Consider the following 21,184-nt stretch of genomic DNA (forward strand, 5'->3'; position numbering starts at 1 on the left):
ACGGCCTCTTAACGTTCGATGGTATAGAGAAAGTCGATTCCGCTCTCAATCCCGGTCTCGGTCTCCACGCTCCAGCGGGTGCTCAGCTTATAGCGCACCCGGAAGATGTTGCCCGGCTGAAACAGCGCGGTCGTGTATTGGACGTAGAGTCGCGGAGACAGATATCTTCCCAGCACCAGAGAGGCCACCGGCGTGGTGGCGGTACTGGTGGGGGGGATCCCCGGCGTGCTGGTCACCGGCGTGGATCCGGGTAGGCTTTCCGACTCGATCTGCGCCTCCTGCAGGCCGAATTTCGAGCCGAGCTGGCCCAAGAGCAGATTGCCGCCGCTGAACCCCACACTGGACGCCGCCCGGTACAGCAGCGCGCCCTGGGAGGAGGACGCTTGGCTGATCGGACGCCCGATCAACAGGTAGGAAAGGATGTCCGATTGATCCATGGTCGGATTGGAGAACAGCGACAACACCGGTTTCTGTACGGTGCCGCGCACGCGGATTCCCGCCGTCACGTCTCCGACTTGGCGGGTGGATTCCACGTCCAGCCCCGGATTCTGGATCGGCCCTCCGGCGAACAGCAACCGTCCCTGGGTGATCTTCAGGTCCTGTCCATACGCCTTGTAGGTGCCCTCCGCGACGCGGAGTTCGCCCTGGCCCAGGGTGACCTTTCCAGGTTCATCGATGGCCAGCACCTGCCCGGTGATCCGACCCTTGAAACCATAGCCGCGCAACCGCACCTTGTCGCCCAGGATCAGGCGTACCCGGGCTGACACGCGCCACGGGGATTTCGTGACCTGGCGGGGCCCGGCGTTGACGATGACGACGTCGGGGGAGGTACGGACCACCCGTTGGGACGTGTGTAGATTCAGGGATGCCGTGGGGACCGTCACGTCGCCGCTGACCCGCAGGTCGTGGCCTTCGGTGACGATATCCAGCTTGGGTGAGACGGACACGCGGGCAACGGGGATGTTCGCGGCCTGAAATCCACTACCCGTCACTTGCAGATGGGTCTTCCAGACGGCGCGCGGCCCGGGCCGCGCCGTGCCGGTGAGGTTCAACGTGCCGGTTCCGGACTTCGCGCTGGCGTTCAAGTCCAGTCCGTTGGATCCCTGGCTGCGGGCGGCGATCTGTACTGCGCTGAGCTGGAGCCCGAGGCGCGGGATTTCGGCGGTGCCGTCGGCGAGGATGCCGCTGCCGCTGAGTATCGGCCGTGCGGGGGTCCCCGCGACCGTCAGATCCAGGGTGAATCGGCCCGCCACGTGCTGTATCTCCGGGAACAGCATGCCTAGCCATGCCAGTTCCCGTAACCGCCCGTGCAGTTCGCCGTGGATCGGACGTTGCCGCCATGTGCTCCCCGGGGTGCCGGCCGCCATCTGCAGGTGGGCCTCGAGACGGTCCGCGGCGTTGAGGTTGAGTTGCACTTGGCCCTGGGCCGCGCCCTGCGCGAGCCGGATCTGGGCCTGAAGGCTGCGGTAGGCGGTCTGTCCCGCGCCGCCCCCGGATAGGTGATAGCGGAGCACGCCGGGCCCCGCCTCCAGTTGCGCCTGCCCGGTAACCGGGGCGTTTGCGGCAGCGCCTACCGTGGCGTTTAGATTCAGGGTGCCGGACACGGCGCTGGTGCCGGGCAGCAGCGCGTCCAGGGCGCCGAGAGGGAAACGCTGGGCCCGCAGCGTCCCCTGCCAAGCACTGTGGCGGCGCCAATCCAGCGCGCCGCAGAGCTGCGCGTTGCCGGCTTCCCAGCATGCCATCCCGATATCCACCCCGTGGCCGCGAACGCGCACCGGTACCGGTGCGCGCAGGCGCCACGGCGGGCCCTGCGTCGGCGCCACCTCGGCGCGGCGCAGCGCTCCCTGCCAGCCATCGGCCGCGCGCCCCCCGGTCACCATCAACCGCAAGCGCGCGTGGCTGGAGTCCACGCGCGCTTCCAGGGTGTGGTGCCGCGCCGTGCCGTGAGACGTGATCTCCAGGTGTTCCACGCGCAGGGTTCCGATCCGCAGACCCTGCGCCGTCAAGGCCGTCTCCACCGGTTGAGTTCCCTGCGTGCCGATGCGCAGATGTGCCTGCAAGGCCTGCATCCCAAAGTCCGGTATGCGCACGGACTTCGCGCGTATAGAGGCGCTGAACATCGGCGCGTCACGGGGACCGGTGAGACGTCCATCGGCGGTAAACCTACCGGTGCCATCGGGGACCAGGGCGCCCAGGTGGGGCGCATGCAGCTTCCAGTCGAGGTCCCAGACCCGGCCAACGCTACCGGAGAGCTGCAATCGGGCGTCACCGCTGTCCAGAGTCAGTTGCGCGACCCGGGCGTCGTGGCCCTGCAGGACGAGGCGTCCCTGGCCGTGCACCGGATAACCGCGCAATTCGCCGCGCAGCGCGTCTATCCGCAACTCACTGTGCACCCCACCGGCGCGTTGCGATCCCGTGGCGGCGATGGTCCCATCCAGCGTGCCGGGCCAGTCGCGCCAGCGTACCCCCGGATTCAGATGGGAAGCCCGCAGGGTCAAGTGCCAGCTGGGTTGCGGACGCCAAGTCGCGGCACCGGATCCGGTGATCGTCCCGTTCAGGACGTTTCCTTCCAGGGTTTCGAACGTGACGCCGTTGTGGTCGCCTTGGCTCTGGCCGCGCCAAGTGCCGGGGGGAATCCCGGCGCCACCCACCGCCGCGTTGAAGCGCAACCGGTAGGCGGCCAGGGTACCCGCGGCGTTCAGGGTGCCTTGAGGACTGGTGAACCGGGGTGCGCCGCTCAGTGGCCAGTGCAGCTTTGTCCAGTGGGCGTCGAGTTTCCCGGTGCCCGCGGAGAGGCCGCCGTGCCACCGGCCGGTGGCGGCGGCGCGCAGGCCTCCGGGGCCGCTGACCGTCAGGTCCTCCACCTGCCAACCGGTGGCTTGGTGCGAGATCTGCAGCTGGGCTTGCAGGGTTTGGGAAGCGGCAAGGGTGGCGGCGATGCTGCCCTCGGCTCGGAATTCGCTTGCGCGGCCTTGGGTCTGGAGCGTGCCGGACACTTTTACTTGGGGCCAGTTGGGTTGCCACCAGCGGATCGGGAACCCGGCGAGCCGCAGGTGCGCTTGCCAGCGGCCCCCGCGCAGGGGTGTATTCCATGTGCCACGCAATTCCGCGCGGAACGGCACTGTGATCCGTTGCCGCAACTCAATGCGCCGCAGCGTGCCCTGCACCCGTCCGGCGCCCTGCACCGGTGTGCGTCCTCCGGGCGGACGCACGGTCCAGTTCATTCGGAGATCCACGGGATAGGGCCTGCGCAGCGCGATGGTGCCGTCCAGGTGAGCCCGGCCCTGGGGCGTATCCAGGTCCAGCCGGGTGATCCGCACCCGGTCCCGGTCCGCCTTCCCCTGTAGCACTAAGTCGTTTAGTCGGTACGGGACACCGGACCCGCGGCTCAGGGTCATGGAACGGAGCCGGAATTCATCTACCATCACGTTGGCCGGGAGCCGGATCGCCTCCGGGAGCCGCACTGGACCAGCACCGGATGGCGCGGACCCCGGGGTGAGATGCAGTGCCAACCCATCCAAGCGCAGGCGGGTGATGTGGATGGTCTCCTGGAACAGGGCGCGTGGGCGCCAGTCCAGTTCCATGCGTGCCAAGGTCACGCTGGTCTGGCCGTGGCGATAGCGCACCTCCCGCAGTTCCAGGGGACCGAGCAGGCGCCCGGAGACGGCGCCCACCTGCAGGTGTCCAGGCAGCAACGCGGCGGCCAGCCGCAGCGACCAGCGCGCCCCGGCAGCGGTGCTCACCAGGAAGCCGGCGCCGGCCAAGGCCCCCACCAGCGTCGCAAGCAGCGTGATCCCAAAAACGCGCCGCTTCACAGGTCCGGCCCCATGGAGACCTGTACCCGCATCGGTGTCCCGGGGCTGTCCAGCGCCCAGGCCAGATCCAGCCGCACCGGCCCCACCGGCGAGTGCCAGCGGATGCCGAACCCGGCGCCGCGCGCGAGTTTTCCGTGCAGGGAGTCCATGGCGTTGCCCGCATCGTAGAACGCGGCGATGCCCCATTTGCGCCACACCTGATGTTCGTATTCGATGCTGCCTACGATCAGATACCGGCCCCCGATCACCTGGCCGCTGGCGTCCACTGGTCCCAGGGCTTGGTAGGCATAGCCGCGCACGCTTTGGGCGCCGCCGGCGAAGAAGCGCTGCGACGCGGGCAGGGCGCTGAACTGGGGCACCGCGCTCAGCCCCAGTTCGCCGCGCAGCAGCACGCGCCCGGCCCCGAACAGGGGGTATATGGATTTCCCCTGCAGGAGGGCCTGCAGGAAGGTGGCGTCGGATCCCACGTTGCGCAGGCTTCCGTGCACATCCAGGTTCAGCCGGTATCCGCGTAGGGAATACAGCTCACCGCGGCTCTTTACATATCGCCATGTGACCCCAGGCATGAGCAGGAGCGAGGAGCCGGATTGATCGCCGACCCGGAACTGTTCGTGCTGGAAATTGAGATAGAGGCTTTCCTGGAGCAGACCGCGGACCCGCTGTACCGTCGCCGACAGGATCTGGGCATGGCTTACGCTGGTACTGGTGCGTAGATTGTTGATGCCCGCGGACGCCACGAACTGATCGGTCAACGGCTTTCGCAACGGGATGATGTAGCGTGTGGTGAGACTGTTTCCGATCTGCGAGACCTTCAGCGTTGCGTCGGCCCGGTGACCATACCGGTTGAGATAGCGCCGTTCCCATCCGAGGCTGATCCGCGCGCCGGTGTCGGTGCCATAGCCGATCCCCGCGGTGTACTTGGAGGCGGGGCGTGGCTTGAGCTGTACCTGGATCGGGACCACCGTGCCCTGCGCCAGATCGCGGCGCGGTCGGACCTCTACCTGAGAGAAATAGTCGCTGTCACTAAGGGCGGTCTGTAGCGCCTGCAGCTCTGCGGTGGAATAGAACTGTCCGTCGTGGAACGGAAGGTAGCGGCGCAGGAAACGCGGATCGAGGATACCCTGCTGGAAGCTCACCGGACCGAAACGATAACGCGGCCCGGTGTCGAACACGAGGAACACATCCGCGTGGTAGGCTTGGAGGTCGATGGCAATTTCGTGGCGTGTGAAGGCCGCGTCCAGGTAGCCGCGGACCGCAGCCAGTTGTTCCAGCTTTTCTTTGGCATTGGTGTACTCGGATTGCACCAAGCGCTCACCCGTGTGCAGCGGGAGTGCCTGGATCAAGGCCTTGAATTTCGGGTCGTCGCGCCCCGGTCCACGCAGGTCCACCTCCAGGTGCCGGATGCGCAACGCAGGCCCGGGGTCGATCCGCAAACGCGCGATCCATCGCTGGCCGGAGTGATCGAGTTCCCGGTGGATGATCGGACGGTAATAGCCGAAGGGTTCCAGCGCGGTGCGGATCTGCGCCGGCGATTGGGAGAACAGTTGGCGCAGCCGCGCCTCGGTCAGCCCCGAATCCTCCTTCTGCTGCTCTATGGACAGCACGGCGAGCACATTGTCGCGCAGGGCGCCCTGTATGCCTTGCACCTCAACCGTGACCGGAATGCCGGCTATGGCCCGGGCGACGAACCCGGCCAGTAGCAACGCGATCCACACCCGGCGCGCGGGCGTTGCACGGCGGCGCGGTCCCACTAGGGGCTGCCTGGGCGCGCGCGATGAAATTCCCGGTCCGCGGGTTGCAGGCGGGATAGGCGGCGAGGTCTGATCATGGCGGTGCGTCGCGCCGTGGACGGATTGTTGCCGACCATCATGCCATGAATCCACCGCGTCCGGCTCACCGGTGCCCCGGCGTCACGGTGGCCCCTGCTGCGGAGGCGTTCACAGCCAGCCTTTGCGCCGCAGTGTCCACAGCTGCAACCCGAAGATCGCGGCCAGCAGCACACAGACGATGGCGAATCCCTGGGAGTATTGGGCGCCTGGGAGTCCACCCACATTGACGCCCAGCAGGCCGGTGACAAATCCCAGCGGCAGAAACACCGCGGCCGCCAGCGACAGCACGTACATTCGGCGTTCCACCTGCTCGGCTAGCCGGCTGCTCAGTTCCTCGTGGGTGACCACGGCTCGGTCCCGCACCGCGTCCAGGTCTTCCACGTAGCGGGTGGTGCGGTCTGCTACCTCCCGGATACGCATCCGGTCGGAATCGTCCAGCCACTGGACCGGCTCGGTCTGGAGGCGTGTCAGCGCGTCGCGCTGGGGTGTCAGGTAGCGCCGCAGGGCGATCACTTCACGGCGCAACTCTGCGAGTTTTACCCGCAGTTCGTGGCTGGAGGCGGTCAGGACTTCTTGCTCCAGATCGTCGGCGGTCTCGTCGATGCGGCCGATGGCATCCGCCATCCGCGTCACCAACCGGTCCGCAAGGGTGACCAGAAAGTCGCCGGCGGTGCGCGGTCCCGAGCCGGCGGCGATGGCGTCGCGCAGGTCCTGTACTGCGGCAAGGCGCCGGCGACGTACGCTGATGATGCGCTCGCCATCGATCCAGAGCCGGATCGACACCATGTCCTCTGGGTCTGCACCCGGATTGAGGTTGACCCCCCGCAGGATTACCAGCAGTCCGTGGCCGCTGACGACGCTGCGCGGGCGGGTCTCTTCCGCCAGGAGCGCCTCGGCGGTGACCGGGTCGAGGCCGCTACGTTCGAGGATCCAGTCTCGGGCCGTGGTATCGGTGTAGTCCAGGTGGATCCAGAGCAGCCCGTTGCCTGGCGTCCAGGACTCGATCTCGCGCCAGCCCACCGGCTGGCCGGTACCGTTGGCGGCAAGTCGGTACGCGGCAACCAGTCCGTCTTCGTGTTTCATGTGGCCTCCCAGCGCACGCGCCGTCTGGCCCCCGGGCCGCGCGTAGTGCGCGACCATGCACCGGTGGGGTGCGGGGCTGCGGCCAAAGGCGTCATGTACCACCCGTGGGCGAGGCTTGCAAGTGGGCGCGGTTAGTGCCCGGGAGAATGGCCATCCTCCTCACTGTGACCGGGATCGGCGACCCGGTCCAGTGGAGACGCAGGGCCTTTGCATGGTCCGCGTTCCGCGGGGTCGCTCAGAGCGTGCCCGCAGCGTTTACCAGGCTCCTGCTGTGAACCCCTCGATGTCGAGTCGGCGCGCGCCGCACGCCGGTGAACGATGTGCGCTACGCCAGCGGCGGTGTCTGCCGTCGCGGTTGCCGGATCGTTGGGATGGCGTCGGATACCGGGAAGACCGAGTTTGCGGAGTTCCCGCCTCACCCGGGCGGGCGCGGCGATCCGATGAGACAGTACTCCCGCGGCCGGGTCAGATCCTCGGGAAATCCGCAGGTGCCACCATGGCCGGATGCCGGGGTCGTTCGGCGCCGCTGGCGGCGTGTGGGCGTGCGACTTCCCGGGGGGCGGCGTGGGATGTCAGGGTCGGCCGGGGGGGCGGTGCCAAACCGTCTTCGATGATTTGGCCCGCCAGAGAGTGGGCGCCCTGCGCTAGGTGTTCATTCAGGAGGCGCTGACGGGCGGTCAGGTCGCGGGTCAGTTCGGCGGTACCGGCGAAGTGTTGGGCCACCTGCTTGCGGAACGCCGCAAAGTCCTTGGTTGTCGCGTCCAATTCCCGTTCCAATTCCTGGGTGCGCCGGGCGTCCGTGGTGGTACTGCGCCCCAGGTAGAATCCGGCGCCGATACCGATGGCGAGACTTCCGATGGCGGTGGTCAACATCCACGTCAGGGCGTGATCCATGGTGGCGGTTCCGGTGGGTGAGATCCAGGGTGCCGGGCGCAGGGGGCGGACCTGTGCCGCTGCGTCGTCCACGGGGATAGCGGCGGTGGCTAGACGTCCTTTACCGCATGCCACCCCGGGTACTGGCGTCCGCGCGTGAATCCGGGCTCAATCTTTGAGCGCTACGGCCGATAGTCGTAACGTCTGGCGTTGCGGCCGGTGTATCCACCGGATCCGCGCCCAGGCCTGCGGGGCAGGGCGATACCAGGATCTGCGTTCGAGAGTTGGGGTTGAGATGGGAGAGAAGATCAAAGTCGATATCCAGGATCTGCGGATCGGCATGTATGTGGTCGAGTTGGACCGGCCCTGGCTCGAGACGCCGTTTCCGTTCCAGGGTTTCTATCTGAACAGCGCGCGGGCGATCGAAGCGGTCCGACAGGTCTGCGAGTATGTGTTCGTGGACTGCCAGCCCCGGGTCCGGCGCGGGCAATCCGCGGCCGTGGGGGACGTGCCTGCTGCCGCGGCGCCCGTCGGCGCAGCCCGCGATCCCGTGCCGATTGGTATCTCACCCGATGTCCTGGCACGCCTGTCGCTGGGTCATTCCGGAACGCCAGTCTACCGTGACCGCACTACCTTCCAGCAGGAGATTCCGCGTGCCTGCAAGCTGCGTGCGGAGGGCCGCGCGCTGATCACCCAGGTGTTTCGGGATGTGCGTCTGGGCCGGAGCCTGGAGCCCGGAGACGCCAAGGCGCTGGTCCGGGGCCTGGTGGAGAGCATCCTCGATAACCCGGACGCGCTCGTGTGGCTTACCCAGCTCAAGAGCCGGGACGAGTACACGTCACTGCACTGCCTGAACGTGAGCATCCTTACCCTGGCCTATGGACGCCAGCTGGGCTTGTCCAAGGAGGCGCTCTACGAAGTGGGCCTCGGTGCGCTGCTCCATGACATCGGCAAGATGCGCGTTCCTCTGGAGATCCTGAACAAACCCGGGCGCCTTAATCCCGAGGAGTTCGCGGTGGTCAAGACCCACGCGGGAGCAGGCCATGAGATCCTGCGGGTACACAGTGGCCTGCCCGACAGTGTGCTGGATGTGGTCTATGGCCATCACGAGCGGCGTGACGGCAGCGGTTATCCGCGCAATCTCAGGGGCGATCAGATTGGTCTCTACAGTCGTATGGTGGCGATCGTGGATGTCTACGATGCGGTGACCAGCGATCGTGTGTACCACGATGCCGCGTCGCCGGTGGAAACCCTGAAGTGGATGTACGAGAGCCGTGAAAAACTGTTCGATCCCTGGTTGATGGAACAGTTCATCCAGTGCGTTGGCATCTTTCCCGTCGGTAGCGTCGTGGAGATGACCACGGGCGAGGTGGGTGTGGTGGTCAGCGACAACCATCTGCGTCGGTTGCGGCCCCGGGTCCTGATGGTGCTGGATCCGGACAAGGCGCGCCGCGAGGCGCCACAGGTAGTGGACCTGATGGAGCGGCGGCGAGACGGTGCCGGCCGGCCGTTCGACGTGCGCCTGGTTTTGGTTCCCGGTGCCTACGGGATCCATCCCCAGGACTACCTCACGCCGGAGCGGGTCGCCGCCGGAGGTTCCTGAGCGATCCGGGCGCCGGCATCCGCGTGCCCCCCTGTCTGGCGCACCGGTTTGGGGTATCATGACGGCGGAATCCACCCGACCGATCACATGCCGTTGTTCTTAGCCCCGGCGGCAGGAGGCCCCGCTCCCATGAACCCCCACGCAATCCCCCCCCGGTTGCGCTCCGCTACTGGTGACCACCCGGTGCCGCGGATCTCCGCGCCGACGCCGCCCGTATCCATCCGCTGATCCGCCGGACCTTCCGCGTACTCATGGCGCGACGCAAGCGGCGCAAGGATGGCGTCACCCCCGGCAAGACCCGGTTCCAGCGGGCTTGGCCCTGGGCGACGGCGTTTTGCGTGCTGCTGCTGTTCCTCTATGTGGTCTATCTGGACTTCACGATCCGCAGCCAGTTCGAGTCCAAACGCTGGTCACTGCCGGCGCAGGTTTATGCGCGGCCGCTGGATCTCTATCCGGGGCTCGCTCTGAGTGCGTCCCAGTTCGACTACGAACTTCACGCCCTCGGCTACCGGCGGGTGGCCCAGCCCGGCGGCCCCGCTACCTATGCGCGGCACGGGAATACCTATGATTTCGTGACCCGCGACTTCACCTTCTGGGACGGTGAGCAGGCGTCCGCGCGCGTGGCCATCGATTTCTCCAGTGGACACGTGACCGGGCTCCAGCAGTTCCCTGCCGGCGGTGCTCTGCCGCTGGTGCGGATGGACCCGGTGCAGATCGGCGATATCTATCCTTCGCGCGCGGAGGACCGGATCCTGGTGCGCTTGAACGAGGTGCCGCCGCTGTTGCTCCAGGGTCTGATCGCAGTGGAGGACCGGCATTTCTATCAAAACTTCGGGATCGAGCCCAAGGCCATATTGCGCGCCACGCTGGCCAATCTGCGCGCCGGACATGTGGTGCAGGGCGGCAGCACCATCACCCAACAGCTGGTGCGCAATTTCTTTCTGAGCAATACCCGCTCCTTGTCGCGCAAGGCCAAGGAGGCGGTGATGGCGATGCTGCTGGAGTTGCATTACAGCAAGCAAGCAATCCTTGAGGCGTATATCAACGAGGTATATCTGGGTCAAGACGGGGCGCGTTCGATCCACGGTTTCGGTCTTGCCAGCCGCTTCTATTTCGACCGGCCCCTGGCGCGGCTCAAACTGCCCCAGCTCGCGTTGCTGATCGGGATGGTCAAGGGACCTTCCTACTATGACCCGCGGCGTCATCCGCAGCAGGCTAAAATGCGGCGCGACGTCGTGTTGGACGTCATGCAGACCCGCGGCGTTATCGATGCTGCACAGGCACAGGCCGCGAAGGCCGCACCGCTGGAAGTCACGCCGAAGCCGCGCCCGCTCACCGCCTACCCGGCGTTCTGGGACCTCATGCGCCGACAGCTGTTACGGGATTACCGCGAGCAGGACCTGCGCTCCGCGGGCCTGCGCATCTTTACCACGCTGGATCCTCTGGTGCAGCAGAGCGCCGAGCGCGCTTTGGACGAACAGGCGCGCGTCCTGGAGCGTGACCGCCATCTGCCGGTGGGTAGCCTGCAGGGCGCCGTGGTGGTGACCTCGGTCAGCGGTGGTGAAGTACTGGCGGTGGTGGGAGGCCGCGATGCGCGCTATGCCGGTTTCAACCGTGCCCTGGACGCGGCTCGCCAGGTGGGCTCGCTGATCAAGCCGGCGGTCTATGTGACCGCCTTGGGTGAGCCGAAGCGCTACACCCTGGGCACCCTCGTCGACGATGCACCCATTACCATCACCGATCCGGATGGCCAGACTTGGTCGCCGCGCAACTATGACCGGCGTTCCCATGGCGAGGTGCCGCTCTACCAAGCATTGGCTCATTCCTACAACCAGGCGACGGTGCGCCTGGGGATGCAGGTGGGCGTGGCTAACGTGGTGGACACCCTGCACCGCATGGGCATCGAAGCGCCGCTGCGTCCCTATCCGTCGCTGTTCCTGGGCGCCGCCTCCTTGTCGCCGTTGCAGGTGACCCGTATGTACGAGACCCTAGCCACTGGCGGCTTCCGGGTGCCGTTGCGCGCGATCCGGGACATCCTGGACGCGGACGGCAAACCCCTGCAGCGCTATCCCCTCGAGGTCCAGCAGGTGCTACCCGCGGCACCGACCTATTTGGTGAATACCGCATTGGAGGACGTGGTGGCCGAGGGGACCGCGCGCAGCGCGTCGCGCTGGCTGCCGCCCGGATTTACCGCCGCCGGTAAGACCGGTACCACCGACGATCTGCGCGACAGCTGGTTCGCAGGTTTTACCGGCAGCTACTTGGCGGTGGTGTGGCTGGGCCGTGATGACAATCAGCCGGCGGGACTCAGCGGCGCCACCGGCGCGCTCCAGGTCTGGGGTGACGTGATCAAGCGGATCGGTTCCCAGCCCCTGCGGCTGGTGCCGCCGCCGAATGTGGAGTCGGCCTGGATCGATCCCGCCTCGGGGCTACGTGCCGACGCGGACTGTCCGGGTGCCGTGCAACTGCCCTTTATCCAGGGTTCGGCGCCCACCGCCGCAGCACCCTGTGCGGGGGGCGGCGGATCGGTTGGTAGTTGGCTGCGGAGGTTGTTCCAATGACTTGGACGCGCGATGGGATCTTGGCCTTGGTCGGCGCGCTATTGTTGAGCGCCTGTACCGGAGTCACTCCCGTGCCCGGCGAAGCGCCGCGGCCCACGCCTACCGCGCCCGGCTTGCGGGAGCCGCCGGCGCCCGCACCGCCGGAGGCGGCGCTCGGGCGGCGCGCGGCGGTGCGGGCGCTCGTGGTGGACGCGGCTCGCAAGGCCCAGGCCGGTGCGTTGGAGGCGGCGGCGGCGAGCCTGGAGCGGGCGCTGCGGATCCAACCGGACGATCCGGTCCTGTGGCAGGGTCTCGCTAAATTGAGACTTCAGCAGAACAATTATAGCCAGGCGGAACAACTCGCGCGGCGCTCACTGCTGGCGGCCGGGAACCGCACGGCGGTAGCGGCCGAGGCGTGGCGGATCATCGCGGCGGCGCGAACCGGGGCGGGGGATGCGGCGGGGGCTCGGGCGGCACAGGTTCGGGCGGATGCGTTGGGTAGCGACGCGGCTCAGCATTGACGCCAGTGCCGGTCCCCGGGGGGGACGTTTCCAGGTACACTGTAAAGGGGGTATGCGGTCCAGGGGCGCGTGTTCCACGCGCAACGGGCCGTGTGCGCGAGAAGCGGTAAGGGAGGCGGGAGACCCGTGACGGTCTACTCGGTGGACAAATTGATTGCTCAGGCGCGCCAGTTGGCAGCGGACTACAAGCGCGCCATGGGCAAGCCGCTGGCGGGGGTCAGCGGCGAGATCGCCGAGTACGACGCGGCGTGCTTGCTGGACCTGGAATTGTGTCAGGAACGTAGGGGCGGTTACGACGCTATCGGCCGCGGCCCACGCGACGGACTACGGTTCCAGATCAAGGGGCGGGCGATCTTCGATGAAAAAAAATCCGGTCAGCGCATCGGGCAACTGAAGGTCGATCAGGAATGGGACCGCCTGCTGCTAGTACTGCTCGACGAGAACTTCGAGACGGTGGAGATCTACGAGGCACAGCGCGAGGCGGTGCTCGAAGCGGCGGGCAGCGGCGCGTCCAGCCGTCGCAGCAAGCGCGGAGCCATGTCCGTGGCACGATTCAAAAATATCGCTCGCTTGGCGTGGAGCCGCGAGCGGGGTGTGGAGGAGGACGAGGTCTGGGACAACCGCAGCGCACGCTGATAGCGGTCCGGCGTCCGACGGCGCGCACCCACCCAACGTGCCCGGGCGTGGTTGCTGCGTGCGATCCGGCGCACAGGCGCCGGTGATGGAGACCCTTGCTGAACTGTTGGGGGCTGGCGGGCCCCTCGCCCGCGCGCTGCCGGGGTTCGCGCCGCGTCCCCAGCAGCAGGCCATGGCGGAGGCGGTGACCGCGACGCTGGAGCACCGCGGTGTGCTCATCGCGGAGGCCGGCACCGGCACCGGCAAGACCTACGCCTACCTGGTGCCCGCGCTGCTCTCCGGCCACAAGGTCCTGCTATCCACCGGAACCCGCACCTTGCAGGATCAATTGTTCCACCGTGACCTGCCCGGTGTGCGCGCCGCCCTCGGGGTGCCGGTCACCGTCGCGCTGCTCAAGGGCCGCGCCAACTATCTGTGCCTGCACCGGTTAGAGAATACCGCGTCTAGCGGCCGGTTCCGCTCCCGCGAGCAGGCCGCCGAACTCCAGCGTATCCACGTCTGGGCCGGTCGCACCGCGGCCGGGGATATCGCCGAACTACCCGATGTGCCGGAGAACTCCGGGTTGTGGAGCCGGGTGACCTCCACCACCGAGAACTGTTTGGGTCAGGAGTGCCCCGAGTACGGCGAGTGTTACGTGGTGAAGGCGCGCCGCGCCGCCCAGGAGGCGGACGTGGTGGTGATCAATCACCATCTGCTGTGCGCCGACATGGTGCTCAAGGATGCCGGGTTCGGGGATCTGCTCCCCAGCGCCCATGGCTTCGTGGTGGACGAGGCGCATCAGCTTCCCGATATCGCGGCGCGGTTTTTCACCCAGTCCCTGGGTGCCACCCAATTGTTGGAACTGTCTCGGGATGCCACCATTGGGTCGGTGGCCGCCGCTGGGGACACTCAGGCGGTGCGCGAGTGCGCCGACGGGCTCGAACGGGCGGTGCGCGAATTGCGCTTGGCGCTCGGCGTCGGCGAGCAGCGGGCGGCCTGGCATCGGGTCGCGGGGCAATCGGGCGTGCAGACGGCGGTGGTGAGATTGCGCACGGCCCTGGGGGCTATGGCCGCGTTGTTGGAGCCGGTGGCGGGGGCCAGCAAGGAACTGGAGGGGGTGCTGCGCCGCTGCGCAGAGCAGGAACAGCGCCTCGCGCAGATCACCGCGGAGACGGCGCCGGATCCCGCTGCCCTGGACGCCGTGTGCTGGTGGGAGACCCACCGCCACGGATTCAGCCTGCACCGCACGCCGCTGGATGTGGCGCAGTTGTTTCGCGCACGCATGGAGGAGTACCCGGCGGCGTGGATCTTCACCTCGGCGACCCTGGCGGTGGGGGCTTCCTTCGATCACTTCATGGGCCGTCTCGGTTTGCACCACGCGCTGACGCGCCAGTGGCAGAGCCCGTTCGACTTCGCGCGCAACGCCCTTCTCTATGTTCCCCAGGGCCTGCCGGATCCCAATCAGCGCGGGTACACCGCGGCGATGCTGGAGGCGGCGGTGGGGGTGCTGGAGGCCAGCGCAGGGCGCGCCTTCCTGCTGTTCACCAGCCACCGGGCCCTGCAGGAGGCGGCGGAATTTTTGGCGGGACGCATCCCCTATCCGTTGCTGGTGCAAGGCACGGCCCCGCGCGATGTCCTGTTGCGCCGCTTCCGCGAGTTGGGAAACGGGGTCTTGCTCGGGACCGCGAGCTTCTGGGAAGGGGTGGACGTGCGCGGCCCCGCGCTGTCCTGCGTCATCATCGACCGGCTGCCGTTCGCGCCTCCGGACGACCCGGTGCAGCAGGCACGCATCGAGGCGTTGCGCGCTGCGGGGGGAAACCCGTTCCTGGAATATCAAGTGCCGAGTGCGGTGCTACAGCTCAAGCAGGGGGTAGGCCGGCTGATCCGCGACGTGGACGACCGCGGCGTGCTGGTGCTGTGCGATCCGCGGCTGATGAACAAGCCCTACGGACGGATATTTCTGCGCAGCCTCCCAGAGATGCCCAGCACCCGGGCGCTGGAGGATGTACAGGCGTTCTTCGAAACCGGGGAGACGGTGCTTGCAGACCATGCGGCGCAGTAACCGCCCGCGCGCGGGTCGGGGGGGAGGCGGGATCCTGGAATCCGCGTGGCGTGGGCGCTGCGGCGTGCCTCCGCGCTGCATGGGAACGTTTCCCGGTATCGGCTGGCTGCCATGAAGATCCTCGCCATCGAGACCGCAACCGAGACCTGTTCCGCGGCCCTGTATCAGGACGGTGCCGTGCTGGAACGCTCCGCGCTGGCGCCGCGCGAACACGCGCGGCTCATCCTGCCTATGGTGGACGCCTTGTTGGCCGAGGCCGCGCTATCGTTCGCCGCCCTGGATGCCCTCGCCTTCGGCCGCGGACCGGGCGGGTTCACTGGGGTGCGTATCGCCACCGCGGTGATTCAGGGCTTGGCATTCGGTGCCGGCTTGCCGGTGGTTCCGGTGTCCACGTTGGGGGCATTGGCGCAGGGGGCGCTGCGCGAGTCCGGGTACAGGGCGGTGCTCGCCGCGCTGGACGCGCGCATGGATGAGGTCTACTGGGGCGCCTATCGGGCCGGTCCCGAGGGGGTGATGGCGCCGGTGGAGGAAGAATGCGTGTGCCGGCCCGCGGCGGTCCCGGTCCCGTCCGGGACCGATTGGCACGGGATCGGGAGCGGTTTCGACCGCTACGGGGACGAACTGCAACGTCATCTGGGGACAGCGTTGTCGGGGTGGACCGCGCAGCGTGCGCCCCAGGCTTGGGATGTCGCGGTGCTGGGGGCGGCAGGGTGGAGGATGGGTCAGGCGGTGGCGGCGGAGGCCGCGCTACCGGTCTATCTGCGCGACCGGGTGGTCGGGGACGGGGGCCGCTAGCGGGTTTGGGTCGGCGGGCGCGCGGGTGGCATCAAGAAGGAGATCTCGCAGGATCGGACGATGGTGGGTCCTAGTCGTCGTTTGGGGGCTGCTCGCCGCCGGCGGGGAGCAGCCGGCACGGTTGGCGGCTTTGGGTCCCGACGCGGATCGAGGCCGATCGGGCCCTGACGTCCGACTCGGTCCATCCCAACGCGGAAGGCTACCGGGAACTGGCGCAGGCGATCTATGCCACGCCGAAACGAGCGGGCGCCCTACGACCAGCGGCGGCGCGGGTTGAATTCCCGGGGAAGTGGTGTGCCGGGGGGCGGGCAGAGACCGGCGGCATGACGCGGGGTCGGTAACCGCGCCGGCTGGGGCGTGTGGCCTATTCCACCAAAAGCCGTTCGAGCACCCGGCGGTAGAGCGCGGACAGGGCGTCGAGTTCTTCTAGTGCCACGCGTTCATTGATCTGATGGATGCTGGCGTTCACCGGTCCCAGTTCGACCACCTGGGCGCCGGTGGGCGCGATGAACCGGCCATCCGAGGTGCCGCCGGCGGTGGATGCCTCGGTCTCGATCCCCAGCACATCCCGCACCGCGCCGCGCACGGCGTCCAGCAGTTCGCCGCCGCGGGTGAGGAACGGCTGACCCGAGTGGCTCCAGTCGATCTCGTAGCGCAGTGCGTGGCGTTGCAGCAGCGCCTCCACTCGTTGTTGCAGATCCTGCGCCGTGACCTCGGTGGAATAACGGAAGTTGAACGCGACTTCCAGATCCCCGGGGATCACGTTGTAGGCGCCAGTGCCCCCGTGCACATTGGAGATCTGAAAAGTGGTTGGGGGGAAGTGTTCGTTGCCCGCGTCCCAACTGGCCGCGCATAGCTCGGCGAGCGCCGGCGCCGCGCGGTGGATGGGATTGTCGGCGCGTTCGGGGTAGGCCACGTGCCCCTGGGTCCCCAACACCCGGAGCCGGCCGCTGAGCGAGCCGCGCCGGCCGATCTTCACGGTATCGCCCAGCCTCCGCACGCTGCTCGGTTCCCCCACCAGGCACCAGTCGATGGTCTCGCCCCGGTTCTGAAGGTGTTGCACCACGCGCACGGTCCCGTCCACCGCGTCGCCCTCCTCGTCGCTGGTCAGCAGCAGCGCAACGGAGCCGCGCAGTAGCGGACCGGAGGCGAGGGCGGCCTCGCAGGCGGTGACCATGGCCGCCAGGCTTCCCTTCATGTCGGCGGCGCCGCGGCCATAGAGCTGCCCGTCGCGCACGGCTGGCTCGAAGGGAGGGGTATCCCAGCGTTCCTCCGGGCCGCTCGGCACCACATCGGTGTGTCCCGCGAACACCAACAGCGGCGCGCTGTCGCCGAGGCGGATCCAGGTGTTGGTGACGGGACCGAAGGGCAGCCGTTCCGCCTGGAAGCCGAGGGCCTCCAGGCGTCGGATGAGCACTTCCTGGCAGCCGCCGTCCGCGGGCGTGACCGAGGGACGGCGGATCAGCTCGCGGGCGAGGACGACGGTGGCGGATGGATCAGGCATGGGCCCAGAAGGATAGCGCATCCCGGTGCGCCCCGGCTACGCGCGGATCACCCGGACCGGCGCCGAGTAGGCTTAGTCGAACAGCCCCTGGTATTCCACCTCGGAGAACCCGACGTGATGGCGCTTGTCGAGTTCCAGCACCGGGCGCTTGATCAGGGTCGGTTCTTCCGCCATTAATGCCACGGCGCGGGCCGCGTCCAGGTCCGTCTTGCGGGCCGCGGGCAGGGCGCGCCAAGTGGTGCTGCGGCGGTTGAGCAGGGTCTCCCAACGCAGTTCCCGTTCCCACTTCCGCAACCGGTCCACGCCGGGTGGCGCGGCGCGCAGATCCTGGAAACGGTAGCGCACCCCGTGGGTGTCCAGCCAGCGGCGCGCCTTGCGGCAGGCGTCACAATTTGGGATACCGTAGAGGATGATCATGCGGCTTCCGGCCGTGGATCAGGCGGCATCCGGTTACACATCGCGCAGCAGTGCGTTGATACCCACCTTGCTGCGGGTCTTCTCGTCCACCTGTTTGACGATCACCGCGCAATAGAGGCTGTACTTGCCGTCTTTGGAGGGCAGGTTGCCGGATACCACCACCGAACCCGCGGGGATCCGGCCGTAGAAGATCTCGCCGCTCTCGCGGTGATAGATCCGGGTGCTCTGCCCGATGTAGACACCCATGGAAATTACCGAACCCTGTTCGACAATAACGCCCTCCACGATCTCGGAGCGGGCGCCGATGAAGCAGTTGTCCTCGATGATGGTGGGCGCCGCCTGCACCGGTTCCAACACCCCGCCGATGCCCACGCCGCCGGACAGGTGGACGTTGGCGCCGATCTGCGCGCAGGATCCCACGGTGGCCCAGGTGTCTACCATGGTGCCGCTGTCCACATAGGCGCCGATGTTCACGTAGGACGGCATCAGCACCACGCCGGGGGCGATGTAGGCGCCGCGGCGCGCCGCGGCCGGTGGTACTACGCGCACGCCCGCGGATCGGAAATCCCGGGAGTTGGTGTCGGCGTACTTGGCCGGCACCTTATCGTAGTAGTTGGCGAAGCCGCCCTTCATGAAGTTGTTGTCCTCGATGCGGAAGTAGAGGAGCACCGCTTTTTTCAGCCACTGGTTGACGATCCAGTCCGCACCGCGCTTCTCAGCCACCCGTGCCTTGCCCGTGTCCAACAGGCCGATGGCCTCGTGTACCGCCTCGCGCACGTGGGTCTCCACGTTGCGCGGCGTGATGTCCGCGCGGCGTTCAAAGGCCTCTTCGATGATGTTCTTCAGGTCGTCCATGGGATGGCTCCCGGTTGGTTCATGGAATGTAGGGTCACAGGGCGGCGAGCAGCCCGCGGATGCGGTGCGCCGCCTCCACACACTCGTCCATGGGCGGTACCAAGGCGATGCGTACCCGGCCGCGGCCCGGATTCTCGCCGTAGGCCACCCGGGACAGATAGCTCCCCGGCAACACCGTGACGTGCTGGCGCTCATAGAGCGCGCGAGTGAACACCGCGTCGTCTACTGGCGTACGCGGCCAAAGATAGAATCCCGCTGCCGGCCGCCGCACGTCCAACGCGCCGCCTAGAATATCGAGCACGGTGTCGAATTTCTCACGGTAGGCGGCACGGTTGCGCCGCACGTGTTCCTCGTCCTGCCAGGCCGCGATACTGGCGGCCTGGACCGGCGGCGCCATGGAGGCGCCGTGATAGGTGCGGTAGCGGAGAAACTGCGCGAGGATCTGCGGGTCGCCGGCGACGAAACCGGAGCGCATGCCCGGGACGTTGGAGCGCTTCGACAGGCTGTGGAACGCCACGCAGCGCCGGTAGTCGTCGATGCCGAAGGCGGCGGCGGCCTGGAGTAGTCCCGGCGGTGGGCGCGCCTCATCCAGATAGATCTCGGAATAGCACTCGTCGCTGGCGATGATGAAGTCGTGCTCCTGGGCCAGGCCGATCAACCCTTGCAGGGTGGGAAGGTCGAGCACGGCACCGGTGGGATTGCCAGGCGAACACAGGTAGAGTAGCTGGCAGCGGTCCCACACGGCGGCGGGGACCGCGGCGAAATCGGGTGTATCCGCGTCGCTGCCGGCCGGGTTGATATACCAGGGTTCGGCGCCGGCGAGCAGGGCTGCACCCTCATAAATCTGATAGAACGGGTTCGGCATCAGCACCAGGGGCCGGGTGCCGGGGTCCACGACGCATTGGGCGAAGGCGAACAGTCCTTCGCGGGTGCCATTGAGGGGCAGCACGTGGCAGGCGGGATCCAATTCCGGTGTGAGGCCGTAACGCCGGCTTGCCCACGCCGCGATGGCGGCGCGCAGGGTGTCTGCGCCGCGGGTGCTTGGATAGCGCGCGAGGCCGCCGATCTGGGCGGTGATTTGCGCGGCGATGGCGGCGGGCGGGGCGTGTTGGGGTTCGCCGATGGACAGCGCGATGGGGCGCAGGCCCGCAGGTGGTTCGGCGCCCGCAAGGAGCTGCGCGAGACGCTCGAAGGGATAGGGTTGGAGACGGGAAAGGTCCGGATTCATGGTTCCAGGTTCATGCAGCGCGCGGCTGGCCGCGCTTCCAGGTTCGGCCCCCACTCAGGGACGGTCTGCGCCGCGGACGGTACCGACGCCGCGCGCGCGCCGCGCATCCCGGCGGTGGTCCGGACTCCCCGGATCCGCGTCGTAGTATAAGTCATGGCCATGACCGGTACCAAACCCGCGCGCGCACTGCTGCCCGTTTTCAGCCTGCTGTTGGCGGCCAGTCTTTGGGGGGTCATCTGGTATCCCCTGCGGATCTTGCAGAGCCACGGCCTCGATGGGCTATGGGCTGCCCTGGTTAGCTACTCCGCTGCCGCGCTGCCCGGGCTGGTGATGCTGTGGCGGGGTCGTGGGCAACTTGTGCGCCGGCCGTTCGGCCTGCTGGCACTCGCCGTGGCGGCGGGCTGGTGCAATGTCAGCTTCATCCTCGCGATCCTCGATGGGACGGTAGTGCGCGTGCTGTTGCTGTTCTACCTTTCTCCGGTATGGGCGTCCCTGATGGGCTGGATTGTCCTGCGCGAGCCCCTGAGCCGGCGCGCTGTCGTGGTGCTGACCCTTGCCATGGGGGGGGTACTGTTCATGAGCTGGCACCCGGAGCTGCGGCATCCGTGGCCCCGGGAGCCGGGGGATTGGCTGGCGATCTCATCCGGTTTCAGTTTCGCCCTTGCCAACGTCCTCGTGCGTCGCTTATCCGACGTGGGGATCCCAGTGAAGACGGCGGTCACCTGGGTCGGGGTCGCGGGGGTGGCGGGGGTCTGGCTGCTGGCCGTGGGCGCGGCGGCGCCGCTTGCCGCCGGGGCCGGCCCTTGGCTGGGGGCTGCGGCGCTGGGCTGGTTCGGCATCGTCCTGATGACGGTATCGGTGCAGTATGGGGTGACCCATATGCCGGTGCAGCGCTCCGCGGTGATTCTGTTGTTCGAACTGGTCGTTGGTGCGGTCTCCTCCCAGCTGCTGACCCGGGAGGTGGTGACCTCCCGGGAATGGCTGGGTGGTCTGTTGATCATGGCGGCTGCCTATTTCGCGGCCCGGGTCCAGGAGCGGCATCCGGAATGAACGCGCGCTATACCGGCATCCAGCACGCAGCCGTGCTGGTGGAGGATACCGCCCGTGCCCTGGCGTTTTATACCGGGGTGTTGGGACTGACGGTGGACCCTGCGCGCCCGGACCTGGGCTACCCCGGGGCATGGCTTACGGTAGGCGATCAGCAGTTGCACCTGATGGAACTGCACAATCCGGACCCGCGCGAGGGTCGCGCCCGGCACGGCGGACGCGACCGCCATGTTGCACTGACGGTGACGGATCTCGCACCGGTGGCCGAGGCATTGGCGGCTGCGGGAGTCTTTTTTACCCGCAGCCGGTCGGGGCGCAGCGCCTTGTTTTGTCGGGATCCGGACGGGAATGCGTTGGAGCTCGTCGAACGCCCGGCGGGCGTGGCCTGAGGCGCGGG

Annotated in this window: 16 protein-coding genes; 8 read left to right on the plus strand and 8 right to left on the minus strand. The window is 67.7% G+C overall.

The annotated features are described in order from the left end of the window. Nucleotides 1-8 precede the first annotated feature (8 nt). The 4 genes from B7Z66_05905 to B7Z66_05920 all read right to left on the minus strand — a co-directional run bounded on the left by B7Z66_05905 (nucleotide 9) and on the right by B7Z66_05920 (nucleotide 7,621). Entirely contained in the window at nucleotides 9-3,815 is a 3,807-nt protein-coding gene (locus B7Z66_05905) for a hypothetical protein (protein OYV77117.1), read from the minus strand. Next, nucleotides 3,812-5,698, minus strand: coding sequence for a hypothetical protein (locus B7Z66_05910; protein OYV77118.1), 1,887 nt, complete (start codon nucleotides 5,696-5,698; stop codon nucleotides 3,812-3,814). Before B7Z66_05910 ends, B7Z66_05905 begins: the two co-directional genes overlap by 4 nt. 54 nt (nucleotides 5,699-5,752) lie before the next feature. Further along, on the minus strand, nucleotides 5,753-6,727 hold the full coding sequence (locus B7Z66_05915) for a zinc transporter ZntB (GenBank protein ID OYV77163.1): 975 nt from the start codon (nucleotides 6,725-6,727) through the stop codon (nucleotides 5,753-5,755). A 465-nt stretch (nucleotides 6,728-7,192) separates the two neighbouring features. Next, nucleotides 7,193-7,621 (minus strand): hypothetical protein, encoded by a 429-nt coding sequence (locus B7Z66_05920; GenBank protein OYV77119.1) that lies wholly within the window; start codon nucleotides 7,619-7,621, stop codon nucleotides 7,193-7,195. Between the two features lie 274 nt (nucleotides 7,622-7,895). On the opposite strand from B7Z66_05920, the gene B7Z66_05925 reads away from it, so the two are divergent. The 6 genes from B7Z66_05925 to B7Z66_05950 all read left to right on the plus strand — a co-directional run bounded on the left by B7Z66_05925 (nucleotide 7,896) and on the right by B7Z66_05950 (nucleotide 15,736). Next, nucleotides 7,896-9,203 carry a hypothetical protein gene (locus B7Z66_05925; GenBank protein OYV77120.1) on the plus strand — a complete coding sequence of 436 codons (1,308 nt, stop codon included), beginning with the start codon at nucleotides 7,896-7,898 and terminating at the stop codon, nucleotides 9,201-9,203. A 251-nt stretch (nucleotides 9,204-9,454) separates the two neighbouring features. Continuing rightward, nucleotides 9,455-11,764: a penicillin-binding protein 1B gene (locus B7Z66_05930; GenBank protein ID OYV77121.1), complete on the plus strand. Its 2,310-nt coding sequence runs from the start codon at nucleotides 9,455-9,457 to the stop codon at nucleotides 11,762-11,764. Further along, nucleotides 11,761-12,264 (plus strand): hypothetical protein, encoded by a 504-nt coding sequence (locus B7Z66_05935; GenBank protein ID OYV77122.1) that lies wholly within the window; start codon nucleotides 11,761-11,763, stop codon nucleotides 12,262-12,264. The genes B7Z66_05930 and B7Z66_05935 overlap by 4 nt, the downstream gene beginning before the upstream one ends. Nucleotides 12,265-12,390: 126 nt before the next feature. Continuing rightward, nucleotides 12,391-12,900, plus strand: coding sequence for a hypothetical protein (locus tag B7Z66_05940; GenBank protein OYV77123.1), 510 nt, complete (start codon nucleotides 12,391-12,393; stop codon nucleotides 12,898-12,900). A gap of 85 nt (nucleotides 12,901-12,985) precedes the next feature. Beyond that, nucleotides 12,986-14,941, plus strand: coding sequence for a helicase (locus B7Z66_05945; GenBank protein OYV77124.1), 1,956 nt, complete (start codon nucleotides 12,986-12,988; stop codon nucleotides 14,939-14,941). A 111-nt stretch (nucleotides 14,942-15,052) separates the two neighbouring features. After that, nucleotides 15,053-15,736 (plus strand): tRNA (adenosine(37)-N6)-threonylcarbamoyltransferase complex dimerization subunit type 1 TsaB, encoded by a 684-nt coding sequence (locus tag B7Z66_05950; GenBank protein OYV77164.1) that lies wholly within the window; start codon nucleotides 15,053-15,055, stop codon nucleotides 15,734-15,736. Between the two features lie 364 nt (nucleotides 15,737-16,100). Here B7Z66_05950 and B7Z66_05955 read toward each other — a convergent pair whose 3' ends face one another. From B7Z66_05955 to B7Z66_05970, 4 genes are all read right to left on the minus strand, one after another. After that, entirely contained in the window at nucleotides 16,101-17,240 is a 1,140-nt protein-coding gene (locus B7Z66_05955) for a succinyl-diaminopimelate desuccinylase (protein OYV77125.1), read from the minus strand. Between the two features lie 72 nt (nucleotides 17,241-17,312). Beyond that, nucleotides 17,313-17,657, minus strand: coding sequence for an arsenate reductase (locus B7Z66_05960; protein OYV77126.1), 345 nt, complete (start codon nucleotides 17,655-17,657; stop codon nucleotides 17,313-17,315). Nucleotides 17,658-17,690: 33 nt separating this feature from the next. Next, nucleotides 17,691-18,512: a 2,3,4,5-tetrahydropyridine-2,6-dicarboxylate N-succinyltransferase gene (locus tag B7Z66_05965; protein ID OYV77127.1), complete on the minus strand. Its 822-nt coding sequence runs from the start codon at nucleotides 18,510-18,512 to the stop codon at nucleotides 17,691-17,693. Nucleotides 18,513-18,546: 34 nt separating this feature from the next. Next, on the minus strand, nucleotides 18,547-19,740 hold the full coding sequence (locus B7Z66_05970; GenBank protein ID OYV77128.1) for a succinyldiaminopimelate transaminase: 1,194 nt from the start codon (nucleotides 19,738-19,740) through the stop codon (nucleotides 18,547-18,549). Between the two features lie 153 nt (nucleotides 19,741-19,893). On the opposite strand from B7Z66_05970, the gene B7Z66_05975 reads away from it, so the two are divergent. After that, entirely contained in the window at nucleotides 19,894-20,790 is an 897-nt protein-coding gene (locus B7Z66_05975) for a hypothetical protein (GenBank protein OYV77129.1), read from the plus strand. Then, nucleotides 20,787-21,176 carry a glyoxalase gene (locus tag B7Z66_05980; protein OYV77130.1) on the plus strand — a complete coding sequence of 130 codons (390 nt, stop codon included), beginning with the start codon at nucleotides 20,787-20,789 and terminating at the stop codon, nucleotides 21,174-21,176. The genes B7Z66_05975 and B7Z66_05980 overlap by 4 nt, the downstream gene beginning before the upstream one ends. The last annotated feature ends 8 nt before the right edge of the window (nucleotides 21,177-21,184 follow it).

Source organism: Chromatiales bacterium 21-64-14 (assembly GCA_002255365.1).
GTDB lineage: Bacteria > Pseudomonadota > Gammaproteobacteria > 21-64-14 > 21-64-14 > 21-64-14.

Coding starts and splice junctions, on each gene's coding strand:
- B7Z66_05970 (OYV77128.1), bottom strand. CDS start 19,740: ATGAATCCGGACCTTTCCCGTCTCCAACCCTATCCCTTCGAGCGTCTC.
- B7Z66_05915 (OYV77163.1), bottom strand. CDS start 6,727: ATGAAACACGAAGACGGACTGGTTGCCGCGTACCGACTTGCCGCCAAC.
- B7Z66_05955 (OYV77125.1), bottom strand. CDS start 17,240: ATGCCTGATCCATCCGCCACCGTCGTCCTCGCCCGCGAGCTGATCCGC.
- B7Z66_05965 (OYV77127.1), bottom strand. CDS start 18,512: ATGGACGACCTGAAGAACATCATCGAAGAGGCCTTTGAACGCCGCGCG.
- B7Z66_05945 (OYV77124.1), top strand. CDS start 12,986: ATGGAGACCCTTGCTGAACTGTTGGGGGCTGGCGGGCCCCTCGCCCGC.
- B7Z66_05920 (OYV77119.1), bottom strand. CDS start 7,621: ATGGATCACGCCCTGACGTGGATGTTGACCACCGCCATCGGAAGTCTC.
- B7Z66_05975 (OYV77129.1), top strand. CDS start 19,894: ATGGCCATGACCGGTACCAAACCCGCGCGCGCACTGCTGCCCGTTTTC.
- B7Z66_05980 (OYV77130.1), top strand. CDS start 20,787: ATGAACGCGCGCTATACCGGCATCCAGCACGCAGCCGTGCTGGTGGAG.
- B7Z66_05930 (OYV77121.1), top strand. CDS start 9,455: ATGGCGCGACGCAAGCGGCGCAAGGATGGCGTCACCCCCGGCAAGACC.
- B7Z66_05925 (OYV77120.1), top strand. CDS start 7,896: ATGGGAGAGAAGATCAAAGTCGATATCCAGGATCTGCGGATCGGCATG.
- B7Z66_05960 (OYV77126.1), bottom strand. CDS start 17,657: ATGATCATCCTCTACGGTATCCCAAATTGTGACGCCTGCCGCAAGGCG.
- B7Z66_05935 (OYV77122.1), top strand. CDS start 11,761: ATGACTTGGACGCGCGATGGGATCTTGGCCTTGGTCGGCGCGCTATTG.
- B7Z66_05950 (OYV77164.1), top strand. CDS start 15,053: ATGAAGATCCTCGCCATCGAGACCGCAACCGAGACCTGTTCCGCGGCC.